Origin of the sequence: Occallatibacter sp., from assembly GCF_049582745.1 — a bacterium.
Taxonomy (GTDB): Bacteria; Acidobacteriota; Terriglobia; order Terriglobales; family Acidobacteriaceae; genus Telmatobacter.
Genome location: NZ_JBAUUO010000059.1, coordinates 42,917 through 56,790, shown reverse-complemented (window position 1 = coordinate 56,790; position 13,874 = coordinate 42,917). Strand labels below are relative to the sequence as shown.

General features: G+C 59.3%; 14 protein-coding genes. 5 read left to right on the top strand and 9 right to left on the bottom strand.

All coding sequences use genetic code 11. The features are described 5' to 3' along the window. The first annotated feature begins 242 nt into the window (after positions 1-242). From WCA10_RS07855 to WCA10_RS07845, 3 genes are all read left to right on the top strand, one after another. Positions 243-1,499, top strand: coding sequence for a magnesium transporter MgtE N-terminal domain-containing protein (locus tag WCA10_RS07855; RefSeq protein ID WP_472821958.1), 1,257 nt, complete (start codon positions 243-245; stop codon positions 1,497-1,499). A gap of 221 nt (positions 1,500-1,720) precedes the next feature. After that, positions 1,721-2,257, top strand: coding sequence for a hypothetical protein (locus tag WCA10_RS07850; protein ID WP_472821957.1), 537 nt, complete (start codon positions 1,721-1,723; stop codon positions 2,255-2,257). Between the two features lie 155 nt (positions 2,258-2,412). Next, a complete protein-coding gene (locus tag WCA10_RS07845; RefSeq protein ID WP_472821956.1) occupies positions 2,413-3,882 on the top strand; it encodes a nitronate monooxygenase in 1,470 nt (489 codons plus the stop codon). A 118-nt stretch (positions 3,883-4,000) separates the two neighbouring features. Here WCA10_RS07845 and WCA10_RS07840 read toward each other — a convergent pair whose 3' ends face one another. The 8 genes from WCA10_RS07840 to WCA10_RS07805 all read right to left on the bottom strand — a co-directional run bounded on the left by WCA10_RS07840 (position 4,001) and on the right by WCA10_RS07805 (position 10,404). Continuing rightward, the gene (locus tag WCA10_RS07840; protein WP_472821955.1) at positions 4,001-4,360 is read right to left on the bottom strand and encodes an ArsR/SmtB family transcription factor; all 360 of its coding nucleotides are present in this window, start codon (positions 4,358-4,360) and stop codon (positions 4,001-4,003) included. A gap of 2 nt (positions 4,361-4,362) precedes the next feature. Next, positions 4,363-4,833: an SRPBCC domain-containing protein gene (locus tag WCA10_RS07835; RefSeq protein ID WP_472821954.1), complete on the bottom strand. Its 471-nt coding sequence runs from the start codon at positions 4,831-4,833 to the stop codon at positions 4,363-4,365. 133 nt (positions 4,834-4,966) lie between these two features. Next, positions 4,967-5,872: an SAM-dependent methyltransferase gene (locus WCA10_RS07830; RefSeq protein WP_472821953.1), complete on the bottom strand. Its 906-nt coding sequence runs from the start codon at positions 5,870-5,872 to the stop codon at positions 4,967-4,969. Further along, complete coding sequence (locus tag WCA10_RS07825; RefSeq protein WP_472821952.1) at positions 5,872-6,417, bottom strand: GbsR/MarR family transcriptional regulator; 546 nt, start codon at positions 6,415-6,417, stop codon at positions 5,872-5,874. The genes WCA10_RS07830 and WCA10_RS07825 overlap by 1 nt, the downstream gene beginning before the upstream one ends. A gap of 192 nt (positions 6,418-6,609) precedes the next feature. Beyond that, positions 6,610-8,127 carry a phospholipase C gene (locus WCA10_RS07820; protein WP_472821951.1) on the bottom strand — a complete coding sequence of 506 codons (1,518 nt, stop codon included), beginning with the start codon at positions 8,125-8,127 and terminating at the stop codon, positions 6,610-6,612. Positions 8,128-8,204: 77 nt separating this feature from the next. After that, positions 8,205-9,392: a glycoside hydrolase family 172 protein gene (locus tag WCA10_RS07815; protein ID WP_472821950.1), complete on the bottom strand. Its 1,188-nt coding sequence runs from the start codon at positions 9,390-9,392 to the stop codon at positions 8,205-8,207. Between the two features lie 209 nt (positions 9,393-9,601). Further along, positions 9,602-10,132, bottom strand: coding sequence for a hypothetical protein (locus WCA10_RS07810; protein ID WP_472821949.1), 531 nt, complete (start codon positions 10,130-10,132; stop codon positions 9,602-9,604). Then, positions 10,129-10,404 carry a hypothetical protein gene (locus WCA10_RS07805; RefSeq protein ID WP_472821948.1) on the bottom strand — a complete coding sequence of 92 codons (276 nt, stop codon included), beginning with the start codon at positions 10,402-10,404 and terminating at the stop codon, positions 10,129-10,131. Before WCA10_RS07805 ends, WCA10_RS07810 begins: the two co-directional genes overlap by 4 nt. A 148-nt stretch (positions 10,405-10,552) precedes the next feature. Here WCA10_RS07805 and WCA10_RS07800 point away from each other — a divergent pair, with 148 nt between their 5' ends. Beyond that, complete coding sequence (locus WCA10_RS07800; protein ID WP_472821947.1) at positions 10,553-11,803, top strand: Nramp family divalent metal transporter; 1,251 nt, start codon at positions 10,553-10,555, stop codon at positions 11,801-11,803. A gap of 68 nt (positions 11,804-11,871) precedes the next feature. Further along, positions 11,872-12,927 (top strand): SDR family oxidoreductase, encoded by a 1,056-nt coding sequence (locus WCA10_RS07795; protein WP_472821946.1) that lies wholly within the window; start codon positions 11,872-11,874, stop codon positions 12,925-12,927. A gap of 28 nt (positions 12,928-12,955) precedes the next feature. Here the strand turns inward: WCA10_RS07795 and WCA10_RS07790 are convergent, their stop codons facing one another. After that, positions 12,956-13,810, bottom strand: a complete 855-nt coding sequence (locus WCA10_RS07790) for a hypothetical protein (protein ID WP_472821945.1) — start codon at positions 13,808-13,810, stop codon at positions 12,956-12,958. Positions 13,811-13,874 lie beyond the last annotated feature (64 nt).

The window sequence follows — 13,874 nt, the reverse complement described above, 5'->3', positions numbered from 1 at the left end:
AACGAAGTTGCCCGTGCCTTAAATTCGGGTCTCAACTTCTGATATCAAGTCAGGCGCGTTTCCAACAGTAACTCTACCCTGTTTTGGTTCCGGTTGGGTTCTGGGCGACTCGGCAGTGGGCGACTCGGCAACATTTGGTTAACATCGGCCGACCAAAAATTCTGCTGACAGGCCGAAGCTTTTTATTTCGCCAACTTCGGGCCGATCAATCGAGTTCCGGTTCTGCGCAGTACACTCAACTTGTGAATCATCGCACCACGACGCGCGTGAGTTTGACGGCCCTGCTGGGGACGGCGGTAACGGATGCGCAGGGACAGGTGCGCGGCAAGCTGAAGGACGTAGCCGTCGCTACGGGGGCAGAGGCCGGGCAGGTTGCGGGGCTGGTGCTGAAGACGCGAAACGGTCTGTGGATTGTGCCGTCGGAGGATGTGCGCGAGACGCCGGTGGGGACCCTGGAGTTGAAATCTCCGGAGATGCTGATTCCCTTGCAGGACCAGGGGAATTATCTCTACCTGGCGCAGGATCTGGTGGACCGGCAGATCATCGACATTCACGGACGCAAGGTGGTTCGCGTAAACGACGTGGACCTGGAATGGATGGGGGATGGCGCGAAGCGTTTGCTGCGCGTGGCCGAGGTGGAAGTGGGGCTGCGCGGGGCATTCCGGCGGGTGTTCAAGGGCCTGCTGCCAAGAGCATCGCTTGAGATTCTTTCCCGCAGGTTCAAGGAGCGCGGGATTCCGTGGCAGTTTGTCGATGTGATCGAGGTGGATCCAGCGCGGCGGGTCAAGCTGCGCATCGAGTACGAACGGCTAGCGGAGATGCATCCGTCGGACCTGGCGGAGATTCTGGAGGACCTGGCACCGGCGGAGCGCGACGCTGTTTTCACTTCGCTGGATGAGGAAGTAGCCGCGGAGACGCTGGAGGAGGTTGATCCGAAGCTGCAGGTTTCGTTGCTGGAGAAACTGGACGAAGAAAAGATTGCCGACATTGTGGAGGAGATGGATCCGGGAGCGGCAGCAGATTTGCTGGCGGAGCTTTCGGAGGAGCGGTCGGACGCAATTCTCGAAGAGATGGAGCCGGAGGAGCGGCAGGAGGTTGCAGAGCTGCTCGAGTTTGACGAGCACTCGGCGGCAGGCGCCATGACGACGGACTTTGTCTACCTGGGCACGGATGCGACGGTATCGCAGGTGGGTCCGGCGCTACGCAGCTTCGACGGGGATATCGAGACGGTGACCGAGATTTATCTGCTGGACGAGAAGCGTGTGCTGTGCGGATCGGTTCCACTGGCGCGGCTGGTGGTGGCACAGCCGGATGCGCGTCTTTCGGTGCTGGCGGAGGCGCGGGTGCTGTCGTGCCCGGCGGATATGCGGCAGAACGAATTGGCCGAGATGTTCGACAAATATAACCTGCATGCGCTGCCTGTGGTGGATGCGCAGGGGCGCATGGTGGGTGTGGTGACCGCCGATCACGTGATCAGTTTTCTTCGCGAAAAGTTATAGTTTCATTTGCACGGGTCGTGTTACCCTTCACAGAATTGTCCCTTGAACGATCAAACGATACATACTTGAAACCATGCTTATCGTCACGTCGATTATCGATGTGGCGGCAATTGTGGTCTTGGCGACGCGCGCTTTTATTCAAGCCGTTCTCGGCGGAAGATGACGATACGCAAATGTATTCGAGGTGCGTTTGGACGGATTCGTAAACGACCAGGAGGAATATGCCGCCACTGCAACCGATCAAGACGTATGTGCCGGAGCAGCATAAGGAACAAAAGGGCCCGGTGCGGGAACGTGGCGACTATGTGGAGCGAAACAAGCTCCCGATGCTGATCCGGGCATTTATCTGGGTCTTGATACTCCGTTCGGTGGTGAACCTGATATTCGGATTGACGCTGGGGTTGGCTCCGGACACGGATGCGGCGAACTATATTCTGGCGAATTTTGATCCGTGGCCGAAGGCGGTATCGGCTGAGGCAGTCTTCTACATCACGGCACTGCTGTATGGCGTGATGGCATGGCGATGGTATAGCCGTGACTGGCGGGTGCGTTGGGCGGTGATGTTTGCAACGGGAGCCACGGCGGCGAAGATGCTCGTCAATGATGCGGCCAACCGCGCGGCAGGAAATCCGACGCCGATGTCGCAGGGACAGGAGGCGGCGCTCCTTATCGGTGTGGGCGTCAACTTTCTGATTTGCGCATACCTTGCGTTTTATCCGGGGATGGCGCAGGCCTTCAAGGAGACACCTTGGGATTGAGGCGCGGATTACTTAATCTGGTCAACAGGTTAGCGGGCCGGTTGATCTGCCATAGAGGTGATGCGGAATGCGATGGCTAGGCACCGGTTACCAGCTTCCATCGCGGCTCCAAATTAAAGACCGGTATCGAACAGAATATGTGAAACAATTCAAAGATGGTCCAACTTCCACGGATTATTCAAGGCGGAATGGGTGTCGGTGTATCCAACTGGCGCCTGGCGCAGACGGTCTCAAAGCTGGGACAGCTCGGGGTCGTATCGGGTACGGCGGTGGACCAGGTGCTGGTACGCCGGCTGGCCGATGGCGACAAGGACGGCTACATGCGCCGGGGACTGGACGCATTTCCGTTTCCCGAGATGGCGAGGAAGATCTGGAACGACTACTTTATTCCCGGCGGAAAACCGAGTGGGACACCGTATCCGACGACGCAGATGCACCAGCGGCGCGACTCGCGCAACCTGCTTGAATTGCTGATGGTAAGCAACTTTGTTGAAGTCTTTCTTGCGCGTCAGGGACACTTGAACAAGGTGGGCGTAAACTTTCTGGAAAAGGTGCAATTGCCGCATCTGGCGTCGTTATATGGAGCGATGCTGGCGGGTGTGGGGTATGTGCTGATGGGCGCGGGGATTCCGCTGCACATTCCGGGAGTGCTGGACAACCTGGCTGCGGGAAAGCCGGCGGAGTACCGGCTGGCGGTTACGGGCGCCGCTGCGACGCAGGACACAATGATGCGTTTTGATCCTGCTGAGTTCGCGGACGGTTGGGTGCCAGTTTTGGAACGGCCGCGGTTTCTGGCGATAGTTTCGTCGAACACACTGGCGACAACCATGCTGCGGCGCGCAAGCGGGCGCGTGGATGGACTGGTGATTGAGAGCCCGACCGCCGGTGGACATAATGCTCCGCCGCGTGGAAAGCTGCAGCTGAATGAAGCAGGCGAGCCAATCTACGGCGAACGGGACAAGGTGAACATTGCAGAGCTGCGCGAGTTGGGTGTCCCTTTCTGGCTGGCCGGCGGCTATGGGCACGCGGATAAGGTGAAGGAAGCTATCGACATGGGCGCTGCGGGCGTGCAGGTGGGCACGGCGTTTGCATTCAGCGAGGAATCGGGGATGCGGGCGGACCTGAAGCGGTCGCTGCTGTCGCAGGCGAGAGCAGGGACGGGGAAGGTATTTACCGATCCGCTGGCGTCGCCGACGGGGTTTCCGTTCAAGGTGGCACAGCTTGCCGGGTCGTATTCAGATGAAGGCGTAGCGCAGGCGCGGACACGGGTTTGCGATCTGGGATATTTGCGCGAACCATACGCGATGGGCGAGGACAAGATCGGCTATCGCTGCTCGGCCGAGCCGGTTGCATCCTATGTAGCCAAAGGCGGCAGGATGGAGGACACGATTGGCCGCAAATGCCTGTGCAATGCGCTGATGGCGAACATCGGCCACGCGCAAACGCGCAAGGACGGATCGGCGGAACCTCCGCTGGTGACGATCGGCGACGATCTGAATACCGCGGCTCAGTTTCTGGAGGCGGATCACTTGAGCTATTCGGCGGTGGACGTGGTGAAGGAGCTGCTGAGCAAGGTTCTTGAACCCGAGCCGCAACAAGCCGAATTGGCCGTCGCCACGGCGTGATTCGCGATCCCACTCATGGCGCGATGAGACTGCGCCATGAATGGGGCACCCGGCCATTCCGTTCAAAGACATGTGACGTTCTGGTACGTAGGTTGGCCGTTGTAGCTGTTGTGCTGCTCTAGCCGTTTTCATCCTCTTCCGCAAGCAGTTCCCCGAGGCGATCGAGCTTTCGTTCCCAGGCAATGCGATGATCGCGAATCCATTGCTCGAGAGCGCGAAAGCCGGCGGTCTCAATGCGGCAGGTTCGAACGCGGCCGAGCTTTTCGGTGTGTACGAGCCTGGCCTCCCCGAGAATCTGCAGATGCTGGGCAACGGCTGTTAGCGTGATGCCGAGAGGCTCCGCCAGTCGTGAAACAGACATGGGTCCGCTGGTAAGGCGGTCGAGGATCGCACGGCGCGTGGGATCCCCGAGCGCGTGAAACAGGCGATCGATTTGCTGCGGCGTCGCGGGCATCGCGGGTTCGTTTTTGGGTGACATCGTCAGCTCGCCAGATGTTTTTCGAGGCGGTCGAAGAGGCCGCGCCAGCCTTGCTCGATCATTGCGGGACCGCCGGGCCATTCGATGTACGTTCCCTGATTCGTGAAGACGAGGTCGGTCCCCGATGCTGAGCGGACAAACTCGAGGGTCAGGACTGCTACGAGAATTGGCTTTCCGTTCAAGGACATCCTGGTGGTCGTGACGATTCGATTCTCGGGCGTGATGTCTTGATACGTGGACTCGTTGGCAATTTCGGAGCCGGCGATGGGGTGGCCTTCCTTGAAGCGGTAACGGAAGCGCTCGCTGCCGCCGACGCGGAACTCCATTTCGAATTCCTGAATTTCGTGGTCGCCTTCGGCGTACCAGCGACGCTTGCGGGAGGGCTGGGCAAAGGCGGCGAAGACGCGGTCAGGGGGTTGGGGATAGTTGCGGTCGATGACGAAGGTGCTGTGAACGACGGTGGGTTCGGCCATTGGAGATTCCTCCTGGCTTCACAATAGTGAAGCAACAACTTCAGTATTGAGCAGGTCGGGAGAATTGTCAAGTAGATACTTCAGTATTTTCTAAAAATTGTGCTTGAGATTGGGCTAGGTCGAGAAGCAGCCGTCAGATGCGGGTGGTGCTGACGATGTAGTAGGCGAGAGGGCCGATGGGGTAGCCGATGAAGGGCAGAAGGATCGGAGCGATGACGTTGTTCCAGCGGGCGCGCGTCATTCTTCTCGGACCGAAGAGAACGGACGTAAGAAGGAACTTGAGCGTTACCCAGGGGACATGGAGGACCGAGGGGGTGACGCGGGATTGGGTCTGTTCGACGGCGATATCGCGGAACCCGGCGCGTTCGAGTTCTCGGGTAAATGCGCGGATGTCGCCGAGGTCTTCGATAACCCAGCACTCGCAGAGCTTATCGTAGATGGACTTTTGCGGACCGCGAAGTTTTCCAGGGCCGAGAAATCCGTCGGCTACGACGAAGCGGCCTCCGGGGCGTAAAAGGCGATGGGCCTCGCGGATGAGGCGGGATTTGTTTCTGCCGGCGCCGTAGCAACTGCTCTCGATGGCATAGATGGCGTCGAAGGATTGGGATGTAAAGGCAGTGTGTTCGTAGTCGCCCAGATTCAAGGCGATGTTTGTCGAGTGCGGAGTGGATTGATTGAGGAGACGACCTTGTTGAAGCTGCCAGGGGACGAGGGTAATGCCGTGCAGGTCGGCGGAGGGAAGGCGTCGGGCGAAGCTGCGTAATGTTGCGCCGAGACCGCAGCCCATGTCGAGAACACGGGGATGAGCGGGCGCGGTCGGGTTTTCGGCGAGTTGCAGGCGATCGAGGACTTCGCGGTTCATCTGCTCGAGCATGGCTTCGCGGTTGAAGGGATTCATGCCGCGGCGGAAGAATCCGAAGTGCATGTTGAAGTGCGGGCTGCAGGCGGCGTAGTCGGGGCCGGCTTCTTCGTAGTAGCGCTGGAAGTTGTCAGAAGTGTTCTCGATTGGTGTTGCGATGGCGACAACAAAGGTTGTCATTAGTCGAGTCTCCTTCTGCGGGATTTGGGGAGGAAGCGGGTGATGCCGCTGCCGATCCCGATGAGGGAGTGCAGGGTCGACGGGGGCAGTTTCCTGACCTGCATGTACCAGCCGTGCAGTTCTTCGAGGAAAAGCTGCATGGCGGTGATGCGCGCGGTGACGAGGGGCTGGGCGGGGCGCTCGGCGCGGGTCTGGAGGACGAGGCGTTGGAGCATCGTCATGGTGGGCAGGATTTCGCGTTCTACGCGCTGGTCGATGACCGTTAAGAAGAGGGTCCAGACGTCGGCGGTGCTGCGGAAGTAGTCGCGGCGGTCGCCCATGCGGCTGTCGATCTGGACGAGGTTCCAGTTCTGGAGTTCTTTAAGACTGTTGCTGACGTTGGAGCGCGCGACGGAGAGGGAGTCGGAAATCTCTTCGGCAGTGAGGGGTTCAGGCGAGAGGTAGAGAAGGGCGTGGACCTGGGCGACGGTACGGTTGACTCCCCAGCGGGTGCCCATTTCGCCCCAGTGGAGGATGAATTCCTTCATGGAGGTGGTCAGCGTCATGCGTTCAGTATATCAGACATTTCTGTTATAACAGAAATGTCTGATATTAGAGGCGGAGCAGCTTGGTGCCGCCGGAAAAACTATTCGGAGCGCAGGGCTTCGACGGGATCGACGGAAGCGGCGCGGACGGCGGGGAGGGCGGCCGTGCGGACACATCTGATCTTCACTCAGTTCGAACCAGATCGGGCTTGCTCAGCACTTGCCGCTGGGGCGGAGGGGAGAACCTGCTTCCTGTGTGGGCATGGTTTGCGCGCTGGGGAGGGTGAAGCCACTGAATCCGGCGAGGTTGTTGGCGCACTCGGTGAGGATGGACGGAAGGGCCGCGACGGTGGAGGGCAGTGAAGGGATGGATGTGTCGGGCTTGGTGAAGTTGAAGGCGCTGGTCATGTCGCCGACGGTGGCGCGACGCCAGGCGGAGAGATTGGGAACCTCGGCGCCGAATCGGGTCTCGAGAAAGCGGAGCACGGATGTGTGATCGAAGAGATCGGAGGAGATGAAGCCGCCACGGCTGAACGGCGAAATAATCAGCGTGGGCACGCGGAAGCCGAGCCCGATGGGTCCGTTGATGGAGCCTTCGACGGTGGGGTCGGGGACGGAAGGTGCGGTGATGTATTCGCCGGCCGTGCCTGGGGGCGCAGTGACGGGCGGGACGTGATCGAAGAAGCCGCCGTTCTCGTCATAGGTAACGAAGAGGACGGTTTTGGCCCATGCGATCGGGTTGGCAGTGAGCGCCGTGATGATGGCCGAGAGAGCGTTCTCGCCGAAGAGCGAGGGGGATGGCGGATGGTCGGAAGTGATGACGGAGCCGGTGATCCAGGAGACCTGCGGGAGGTTGCCGGAGAGCGCGTCGGCAGCGAAGTCAGTGGGGAACACAGGGTTGAATGCGTTCTTGTAGAGAACCGAGGATGAATCCTGAAAATTTTTGAAGTAGGGAAGGACGTTGTCGGTTTCGAGGGAGCCGAACGCGCTGGCGTCGGGAGTTGAGTAGATCTTCCACGAGATGCCGCGTGCCTGAAGTTGCTCGGGCATGGTGGTGTAGGTGAGCTTGCCGAACATGGTGGCGCGATTCGTGACGAGCGTTTGCAGGAGCGGGCCGCCGTTTTTGCCGTCGGGATCGATGGAGGCGGCCATGGTGTACAGGCGATTGGGATCGGTGGGTCCGATGACGGAGCAGCAGTAGTTGTCGCAGAGCGTGAAGGCATCGGCGACGGCGTAGTAGTAGGGCAGATCGGCGCGCGTGTAGTAGCCCATAGAGAGGACTGCATCGTTGGCGTTGATGGGGAGGCGCGAGGTGACGAAGCCATCCATCGCACCGTTGTCCCAGCTTTGGTGCTGCGGGATCCAGTCGTGCGTGATGTCGTGAGTGCATGCGGCGTTGGTCTGCGTCGTGTCGAGATGGAAGGGCAGGAGGACGCCGGCAGGCGAGCTGGACGTGTTGGCAGGATAGGGCTGATTGAAGACCGCGCTTTGATCGGCGAATCCGCGGGCTCCGCGATAGTTGCCGAAGTAGTGATCGAAGGAGCGATTTTCCTGGATGAAGATGACGACGTGCTCGATGTCGGTGACTTTGGCGCAGGCGGATGTTCCGGGAGGGGCGGGCAAACTGGGGCGTCCGCCGCAACTATTGAGAAGGGAGCCGGTAAGGCCGGCGGCTCCGGTGGCGGCGGCGATTTTGAGAAGTTCACGGCGGGTGAGTGGTTTGGGGGGCATGAAAATTTCGGGTCCTCAAACAGCTTGGATGCTGATTGGACCTTGGAAAGCTTTCCTGGCGAGACGCAGAAGTGACACTAGCTCGACATGATCACTTTGGGCACGCGGGCTTCGGGCGGCGCAAGTGGCGGGAACTCGGCGTGGGGCTCGGTCTGGTACCAGTAAGCGACGGAGTAGAAGTCGTCGGCGCGATCATTGGCGTGACCGTGTTCAATGGTGACCTTGATGGATTTGTCGAAGGTGATGAAGCTCTCGGTGTGCCAGCGGAAGAGGCAGTAGCGGCCGCCGGTGCGTTCGGGGTCGACAATGTAGGGCGCGCCCTGGCGAAGGTTGGCGAAGGCGTTGCCGTAAAAGTCCCATGCGCCGTTGTAGTAATCCTCGGTGCCGGTTCCGTTGATGGTGGGCTGGGCGTCGCCGTCAATGAAGAACATGTCGTCGCCTTCGCCGAACCAGCCGTCGGCATTTTGCAGCACGCCATGGGTGACACCGACGAAGTGTCCGCGACCGGCGGCTTCGAGGAAGACGTAGTTGTCTGTGCCGTTAAGGTTTTTGCCGCTGGTGTCGACGGATTTTTTGCAAGGAGCGGCCTGGCGATATTGGGCGTGGAAGCGGCCGAGGTTGGCAGGCAGCGCGGAAACCGTTGTGTAGTCGATGGCGTAGTAGAGATTGTTGGTGCGCACTTTGCCCTCGTTGCTGATGGTGATCTTGGCGGCGGTGTCGAAGGGCATCTGGAAGTAGGCGTTGAGGGCCTTCATGGGAGCGACGACGAGCAGCGCTGACTGGTAGACGAAGTAGTCGCCAAGCATGAGGCCGTAGAAATCGCCGATGGGGGCTTCGATGGACGGGGAAGATTCGCCATCCCACCAGGCCCGGAGGACGAGATTCTTGAGATGCATGTGGTCATCGGAGTTGATGGTGAACCAGATGTGCGTGATGACGCCGGGACCTTTGACATCGAGCAGGGTGGCCGCAGTGCCGGCATCGAGTGGGATGAAGTCGGCGTTGCCTCCGGTGCGGTCCCAACTGGAGGAGCGGCGGCATTTGTAGTTGCGCAAGCGGGCCATGGAGACAAGGGCGTCGGGTGTGGGAGGTGGAGCGGCTGCGGGCGGCTCGGGTTCTTTTTTTGTGGTAGTGGCTGCCGAACTTGTGGCGTTGAGGCCGAGCAGGGCGCCGGCAGCGGCGAGGGTGCCAAGCATTTTGCGGCGGGTGGGAGCGGCGGCGGGTTCGGTATTCGCGAGATTGTCGGTGGGATTTTCGTTGGACATGATGCAGCTCCTTAAACGCCGATGGCGGGTGAAGTTCAGTTGCGCGGCGGCGCAGTAAGCAAAGACTCTTCAATATAGCAGCGCAGGATGCAGCTGCAAAAGCAACTGCAGGTCCCTCGACTCCCGTTGGTCGCTCCGAATGACGGCGCGTTTCAGATGGTGAAGATCTCTTCCTTGGGACGATAAGTGATGGTGATGCGGAGAGGTGGCTACGGCTTGCGCGTGGCGAGGTAGGTTTCGATGGATTGTTGCCAGCCGTGGGCGGCGGTCTTGTCGGCGGCGGTGAAGGCGGCGACGTGGTCGTTGCCTTCGGGGGTGAGAGCGGTGCGGGTGTAGAGAACGTGGACGTGGGTGGCGGCCGGATCGGTCGAACTGAAACTCACATCGATGGTCGTAACCATGATCTTGGGGATGAAGTAGGCGTAGATGAAATGGCGAGCTTGGAGGTCGAAGAGGGTGTTAACCCAGACGGCGGTTACGGGGCCGTGCTGGTTGGTGAAGACGATGCCTTGCTCGTCGTGTGGGGTTTGAGGGTAGAGAAATTGCGGGTTCCAATGCTTGCCGGCCCAGGGGCGTTCGCCTTCGGGACCGAAGAGCGGCGCGGCTTCGGCGTAGGGCAGGTGGACGACAATATCGAAAGCTGTTTGGGTTCGGAGTAGTCGCGGTGCCGGTGCCGAAGACTGGCCGAGCGCTGAGGCGGCGACGAGCGCTGCGGCGGGAATGTCGATTGCGGGTCTCATCGTTTGCGCTCCTTGAGATGGTGGCTGTCGGATGCTTTGAGGGTCATGCCGTAAAGGGATTTGAACTGTTCGATCTCTTTCAAAGTTTGCGGCGAGAAGGGTGCTTTGCCTTCGAAGGCGTGAAGAACGATGCCCTCGAGCAGATCGCCGAGGGTCATGTCTTTCTGCTCGGCGATGGCTTTGAGGACCTTGAGCATGCGTTTTTCGATGCGAACGCCGGTCTGGACGCGCTCGACTTCGACGAGAGGATGGTCTTGCTTTTCCTGTGCCATGTGTACCAATGTACCAAGTTACACAGGTGTACGCAAGGTAATTTTTACGGAATGCGATGGGCGCTTCGTGGTCACTCGCCAATCGGCGCTGTGCCTGTTATGGTCGTGAAGGCAGAAAAAAATGACCCCACCATAGGAACCCGAGGCCATGTGGAAGCGCTGGCGAATCCGGATACTGCTGTTTTTGGCCGTTCTCGGCCCCGGATTTATTACAGCCAACGTCGATAACGATTCGGGCGGCATCCTTACCTACTCCCAGGCAGGCGCGCAGTTCGGCTACAACCTGCTCTGGATGATGATTCCGATCACAATTGCGCTGACGGTTGTTCAGGAGATGAACGCCCGCATGGGCGTGGTCACGGGCAAGGGCCTGAGCGACCTGATTCGCGAAGAGTTTGGCCTGCGCCTCACGTTTGTGCTGATGCTGGTGCTTGTGGTTGTGAACTTCACCAACGTGGTGACGGAGTTTATCGGGATTGCGGGCTCTCTGCATCTTTTTCACGTGACGAAGTTCATCTCGGTGCCGCTGTGCGCTGCACTTGTGTGGGGCATGGTGGTGAAGGGGAACTACAAGACCACCGAGAAGATCTTTATCGTTGCGTCGCTGGTTTACATCACCTATATCTTTGCTGGAGTGCTTTCGCAGCCCAATTGGAGGCAGGCACTGGTGGCGACGATTCGGCCGCCGGAAGAGTCGGCGTGGCGCGACAAGGCTTATGTGTACATGGCGATCGGCATGGTGGGCACCACCATTGCGCCGTGGATGCAGTTCTACCTGCAGTCTTCGATCGTGGAGAAGGGCGTTTTCGCAAAAAATTTCTTTGCGATGCGTCTTGATGTGACGGTCGGAAGCCTTTTCCAAGACGTCGTTGCATGGTTCATCGTGGTGGCGTGCGCGGCGACGCTGTACGTGCACGGAATGGGCGCAATTACCGTGGCGGCGGATGCAGCGGAAGCGATGCGACCGCTGGCTGGCGACTACGCGTTTATCCTGTTTGCGTTCGGGTTGTTCAATGCGTCGCTGTTTGCTGCGTCCATTCTGCCGATCTCGACCGCGTACACGGTGTGCGAAGGTCTTGGTTTCGAATCAGGCGTGGACAAGAGCTTCCGCGAGGCGCCGTTCTTCTACTGGCTCTACACGCTCTTGATCGCGGGCGGCGCGATCACAGTGCTGATTCTGCCGGATGCCCAGTTGATCAACTTCGCGATTCTGTCGCAGGTGCTGAACGGCGTGCTTCTGCCGGTGGTGATCATCTTGATGCTGATGCTGATCAACCGTGAGGACCTGATGGGCAAGCACAAGAACCGCCCGTTGTGGAATGTGATTGCCTGGGGCACCAGCATCATCGTAATCGTGATGACGATGGTGATGTTGTGGGGGATGATTCCGGGGCACTGAAAAGCACTTGTCAGTTCTCAGTTGTCAGTTCTCAGTTTTCTTCGATTTGGACGGGCAAGGAGCAATTGATGAGCACGGTTCTTGTTACAGGTGGTTCGGGATTCATTGCCAGCCATACGATTCTGCAACTGCTGGCAGCGGGATACCAGGTGCGGACGACGGTGCGAAGTCTCTCACGTGAGGGCGACGTGCGCGCGATGTTGAAGAACGGCGGTTGCGATCAGGCGAACCGCCTCTCGTTTGTTGCGGCGGATCTGATGAGCGATGCGGGTTGGCCGGCGGCGGTGTCTGGTTGCGAATATGTGCTGCACATCGCTTCTCCTTTTCCGTCGACGATGCCGAAGCACGAGGATGAGCTGATCTTGCCGGCGCGCGAGGGCGCGCTGCGAGTGCTGCGCGCATCGAGGGATGTGGGAGTGAAGCGCGTGGTGTTGACGTCTTCGTTTGCGGCAGTGGGGTATGGACATCTGCAACAGGAGGAGGAGGAGTTCACCGAAGAGGACTGGACGAATCCGAGTGGACCGGACGTGATGCCGTATACGAAGTCGAAGACCTTGGCAGAACGCGCGGCATGGGATTTTATCGCGCGCGAAGGAGCGGGGCTAGAGCTGGCAGTAGTGAATCCGGTGGGAGTGTTCGGGCCGGTGCTGGGGCCGGATTATGCGACGTCGATTTTGCTGGTGCAGCGGATGATGGACGGCGCGCTGCCGGGATTGCCGCGTATGTGTTTCGGTGTCGTGGATGTGCGCGATGTTGCCGATCTGCACATGCGGGCGATGACGAATCCAGCGGCCACGGGCGAGCGGTTCATCGCGGTGGCCGGCGACTTCATGTGGATCGTGGAGATTGCGAAGACGCTGAAGGCTCGGCTGGGCGATGCCGCGAGGCGGGTGCCGACGCGACAGTTACCGAACTGGCTGGTGAAGCTTGCTGCATTCAAAGATCCGGCGGTGAAACAGATTATTCCGGAGCTGGGCAAGTGGAAGAATGCGACCAGCGAAAAGGCGCAACGTGTGCTGGGGTGGTCGCCGCGTTCACGCGAGGATAGCGTGGTGGCTACGGCCGAGAGCATGATTGAGCTGAGGCTGCTGAAGAAGCAGGCATCAGGGACGTGTGAACAGTGAGCCGTGAATTGAAATCCAGGAAGTTCGACTACGGTTGCAGTGGGGCGGGCGCAGCGGACTTTCTTTCTTCGTTTTCCTTGCGGGTTAGCATGGCTTTCCGGCTCCATTCCTTTGCCTGGACTATGTCCTGGTCACGAAGAGCGGGATTGTTGTAGTCGATATCTGCCTTGCGGCGGTAGACGAGGTTGATAAAGGACATGGCGTCGTCGTAGTTGGGCCGAATTTCCACCGCTTGCGTGAGATACTGAAGCGCCTCCGCGACCAGCGCGCTGTTCTGCTGCTTGATCTTCTCCAGCACTTCGGGAGGCGCTTTTGTATCGCCCATTCCATCGTCCTGCATTCCTGCTTCGGCTAGCGACGCGATTGCGTTCTGGTGGGCCTGGGTCCAGTCGATGACACCGATGGTATAGGCCGCCTCCGGATCGCGTGGATCTTCAACCAGCACCTTCTTCTGCCATTCGCGGGCGTCGTCGAGCCTTTTGACGCTGAAATATATTCCTGCAACCTGTTTGAGGCTGTTCACATCGTGTGGGGCTTGAGTGAGGACAATCTGAAAATTGGCGATGGCTTGTTCAGAGATCTTCAGGTTGTCGGGTGTGACGAGACCTGGGATCACGTTTTGAGCTTGAGCAGTGCCTAAATATGATCGGGCCATTGTGAGGCACGGGGCGAGTTCTGTCGCCTTCTGAAAGTGGCTGATTGCCTCGGAATAGCGAGCGGCCTTGTAGGAGTCGACTCCGGCGTTCATCTCTTCGCGTGCTGCCGGATTATCCGATGCACTCGTGCCGAGACAGTTGAGTGATTGTGCTGATGCAATATTGGCGAGAATTGAGATGGAACTAACGCACAGCAGAAGGGCCTGGAAAAACGCGCGGTTCGTCATGCACAGCCTCGATCAACGAAACGGGAATGATGGACGACGGAATAATAGCTGAGTTCACCCAAGT